3 protein-coding genes and 2 pseudogenes are annotated in these 3,998 nt (G+C 62.3%); 3 read left to right on the top strand and 2 right to left on the bottom strand.

Annotated elements, in window-relative coordinates; genetic code table 11:
- Positions 1 to 90: pseudogene (locus tag NCS67_RS13835) on the bottom strand (succinate dehydrogenase, cytochrome b556 subunit); the annotation flags it as partial.
- Between the two features lie 169 nt (positions 91 to 259).
- Positions 260 to 1,057, bottom strand: coding sequence for a GntR family transcriptional regulator (locus tag NCS67_RS13830; protein ID WP_033536962.1), 798 nt, complete (start codon positions 1,055 to 1,057; stop codon positions 260 to 262).
- Between the two features lie 586 nt (positions 1,058 to 1,643).
- Between NCS67_RS13830 and NCS67_RS13825 the strand changes: the two genes are divergently transcribed.
- The 3 genes and pseudogenes from NCS67_RS13825 to NCS67_RS13815 form a co-directional block, all read left to right on the top strand.
- A complete protein-coding gene (locus NCS67_RS13825) occupies positions 1,644 to 2,630 on the top strand; it encodes a malate dehydrogenase (protein ID WP_250435442.1) in 987 nt (328 codons plus the stop codon).
- Positions 2,631 to 2,787: 157 nt separating this feature from the next.
- Positions 2,788 to 3,795, top strand: a complete 1,008-nt coding sequence (locus tag NCS67_RS13820) for an HpcH/HpaI aldolase/citrate lyase family protein (protein WP_250435441.1) — start codon at positions 2,788 to 2,790, stop codon at positions 3,793 to 3,795.
- Positions 3,796 to 3,831: 36 nt separating this feature from the next.
- A pseudogene (locus NCS67_RS13815) lies at positions 3,832 to 3,998 on the top strand (2-methylcitrate synthase); the annotation flags it as partial.

Here is a 3,998-nt window from a genome sequence, read left to right as displayed (position 1 = left end):
CTTGCCCGCCAGCGGCAAGCGATACTTCGCGATCTGACCGATCCCGATGTTCCGGTATTCCGGCCTTGGTTTTTTTACGGCTTCTGCCATGCTAGACCCCAACTTGTTAACACACTAATCCGCGATTTTAGCGCCTTTTTATATCGCGCTGCAGCGAGAAGTCCTCTAAAAGACCGTTGCTCCATGCGCGAGAATGGGCCTGCTAACGTGCGTGTTCCGCGAGCACTCAGCCAGTGCTCGCGGCCCGTTCTTCACTCGATCAACTCAAGTCGTTCTGATAAAAATAGCCGGTCGTGACGTACCATCCGCGACGCACTTCGACAGGCCGATCGCCATAGGTATAGGACACGCGCTCGACCGATAACAGCGGAAATCCCTGCGCCACATCGAGGAACTGCGCGACGGTTTCATCGGCGGCGACGGCGCGGATCTTCTCGGTCGCGCGGATCATGCGCGTGCCAAACTCCGTCTCGAACATCGCGTAGAGCGGACCCTTGTACTCGGCGAGACGCTCGGCCGTGAGTCCGCGAAACACCGCGCCCGGCAGCCAGATTTCGTCGAACACGGTCGTCACGCCATCGAACTGCAACAAGCGCTTGATGAGAACGACGGGGTCGGCAGGCTTCAAATCCAGTTGGCGCGCGATCTCCGCCGGCGCGCGCAGGCGCCTGCATTCGAGCAGACGGCTTACGTGAGGATGGACGTCGCCATCGTCGGGCAGAAGGCGCAGGAAACGGAACTGCACGCGGTCTTCGTTGTGCGTCGCAACGAACGTGCCTTTGCCCTGACGTCGAACGAGAAGATTGTCGGCGGCGAGTTCATCGATCGCCTTGCGGACGGTGCCCTGGCTCACCTTGTAGCGCGCGGCCAGCTCGACCTCGCTCGGGATGATTTCGCCAGGCTTCCATTCGCCGGACTCGAGTCCTTGCGTGATGAGCGCCTTGATTTGCTGATACAGCGGGCTGAACGTCGGCGACGGCGTGCTCGCGGCCTCAGCCGCCGGTGCAGTGCCGTTGGGGGTCGTCGTGCTCGCCGGGTTGGAATTCATGCCGCGCATTTCAACACAAGGCCCGCCGTGCGTCCAGACTTTTCCCGAAGATTCCTATGTCTTATATAAGACATAAGATAGTGTTGACTTTACCTCGGACGGCTCCTACACTCCTTGTCGAGCAAGGGTTTGCGGGTCGTTGCGAAAGCACGGGAACCGCCGCTCAGCGCGTTTTATCATGGCCCTTTTCGCCTCGAGTACGCTCTGAACACGGCATCCGGCGCAGCGTGCAACATACCGCCAGGCACGCCCTTTCGCTTTCGCCTCACGCCGATCGGCCACTCGATTCGCGCGCCGCTGCCTGCCCCTCGCCTCGCAACGTCAAGCGCCGTCTCGTATGGGCGCGTTGCCGTCAGACCCAAGCGAAATCACCGCGTCCTTCCAGAACACTCCGCACGCCTCTCGCTCGAAGAGAAGGATTCATGGCATGACGGTCAAGCCGTAACGCCGATGCACGGCACGGGCGCGAACGCTCGGTCGAGCTTCGAAGCGTTTGGGCGCGGCATGGCCGGCATGTCTTCATCAACGCTTTGCGTAACGCGCATAAAATGGCGTTTTTCCCTAGCGTTCCACGCACCGTCCAGGAGAGTTCTCAATGGCTAAGTCCGCAAAGCGCGTTGCCGTAACCGGCGCCGCAGGTCAAATCGGCTACTCGCTGCTGTTCCGCATCGCCAATGGCGATCTGCTCGGCAAAGACCAGCCCGTGATTCTTCAGTTGCTCGATCTGCCGCAAGCGCAAGCCGCCGTGAAGGGCGTCGTGATGGAGCTGGAAGATTGCGCATTCCCGCTGCTCGCGGGCGTGGTCGTCACGGACGACCCCAAGGTCGCGTTCAAGGACGCCGACGTCGCGTTGCTGGTCGGTGCACGTCCGCGTTCGAAGGGCATGGAGCGCAAGGACCTGCTGTCGGCGAACGCCGAGATCTTCGCGGTTCAGGGCAAGGCGCTGAACGATGTCGCGAGCCGCGACGTGAAGGTGCTGGTCGTCGGCAACCCGGCGAACACGAACGCTTACATCGCGATGAAGTCGGCGCCGGATCTGCCGAAGAAGAACTTCACCGCCATGCTGCGTCTGGACCACAACCGCGCGCTGTCGCAACTGGCGGCCAAGTCGGGCAAGCCGGTCGCGTCGATCGAAAAGCTCGCCGTATGGGGCAACCACTCGCCGACGATGTACCCGGACTTCCGTTTCGCAACGGCGGAAGGCGAGAGCCTGACGAAGCTCATCAACGACGACGAGTGGAACCGCAACACGTTCATCCCGACCGTCGGCAAGCGCGGCGCGGCGATTATCGAAGCGCGCGGCCTGTCGTCGGCGGCATCGGCGGCGAATGCTGCGATCGATCACGTGCGTGACTGGGTGCTCGGCACGAACGGCAAGTGGGTCACGATGGGCATTCCGTCGGACGGCTCGTACGGCATTCCGGAAGACATCATCTACGGCGTGCCCGTCACGTGCGAAAACGGCGAGTACAAGCGCGTCGAAGGCCTCGAAATCGACGCGTTCTCGCGCGAGAAGATGGACGGCACGCTGAACGAGCTGCTCGAAGAGCGCGACGGCGTTTCGCATCTGCTGGGCAAGTAAGTACGTCGTTCAAGGGGGAGTCTGCAAAGGCTTCCCGTCTGCGCGAACGCTACGCGGCGTTCGTGCATGATTCGAACGCGCTTGAAAAACATCGAGCGTGTTCGAATCATCGAGCAAGATGGAATTTCCCAACTTCCAATCGGACCCGACGCCGACGATGCCTGCTCTCACTCCCGCCGAAGTGCTGTTTGACGGCGAAGCGCAACCCGCCGTGCTTCCGCCCTGTGATCATTACGCCGGCAGCGAGAAGCTGATCCGCAAATCCCTGGCGCTGCAGGCGCAACTCGGTCCGGTGTTCGACATCACGCTCGATTGCGAAGACGGGGCGCAAGTCGGTCACGAGGCCGAACATGCGGAAATGGTTGCGTCGTTCGTCGGTGGCGAGGACGACCGCTTCGGGCGCGTGGGCGTGCGCATCCACGACTTCGATCATCGTGCGTGGCGCGACGACGTTCGCATCATCCTGCGTCGCGCGAAGAAAGCGCCCGCGTTCATCATGCTGCCGAAAATCCGCAGCGCCGCCGATGCCACCGAAATGGTCGCGTTCATCGAAGCAACACGACGCGAGTTCGGCATCGAGCAACCGATTCCCTGCCATCTGCTGATCGAGACGCACGGCGCGCTCGCGCAAGCGTTCGAACTGGCCGCGCTGCCGGGCGTCGAATCGCTGAGCTTCGGCCTGATGGACTTCGTCTCGGCGCACAACGGCGCCATTCCCGATACCGCGATGCGCTCGCCCGGCCAGTTCGATCATCCGCTCGTGCAGCGCGCGAAGCTGGAGATCGCGGCCGCGTGTCACGCGCACGGCAAGGTGCCGTCGCACAACGTATCGACGGAAGTGCGCGACATGAGCGTCGTCGCGAACGATGCGGCACGCGCGCGCAACGCGTTCGGCTATACGCGCATGTGGAGCATCCATCCGGATCAGATCAGGCCGATCGTCGAGGCCTTCTCGCCGCGCGCCGATGAAATCGCGCTCGCGGCGCAGATTCTGCTTGCGGCACAGCGCGCACAGTGGGGCCCGACGCGGCATGGCGATACGCTGCACGATCGCGCGAGTTATCGCTATTACTGGTCCGTGCTGCGCCGCGCGCACGCGACCGGCCAGACGCTGCCCGACGAATGCGCGCCGTTTTTCAAATCATCATCTCGACAAGACAAATAACGCCGCATCGCGAGCGTGCAAAGGAGACTAGAGACAATGACCGATCAGGCATCGACCGAAGCACCCGCAACCGGCGCATTCAAGCCGAAGAAATCCGTCGCGCTGTCGGGCGTGACGGCGGGCAACACCGCGCTGTGCACCGTCGGCAAGACGGGCAACGACTTGCACTATCGCGGCTACGACATTCTCGATGTCGCGACGAC

The organism is Caballeronia sp. ATUFL_F2_KS9A, assembly GCF_023630765.1.
Classification (GTDB): domain Bacteria; phylum Pseudomonadota; class Gammaproteobacteria; order Burkholderiales; family Burkholderiaceae; genus Caballeronia; species Caballeronia zhejiangensis.
The sequence above is the reverse complement of the archived record's forward strand: the minus strand, read 5'-3'. Positions and strand labels throughout refer to the sequence as shown.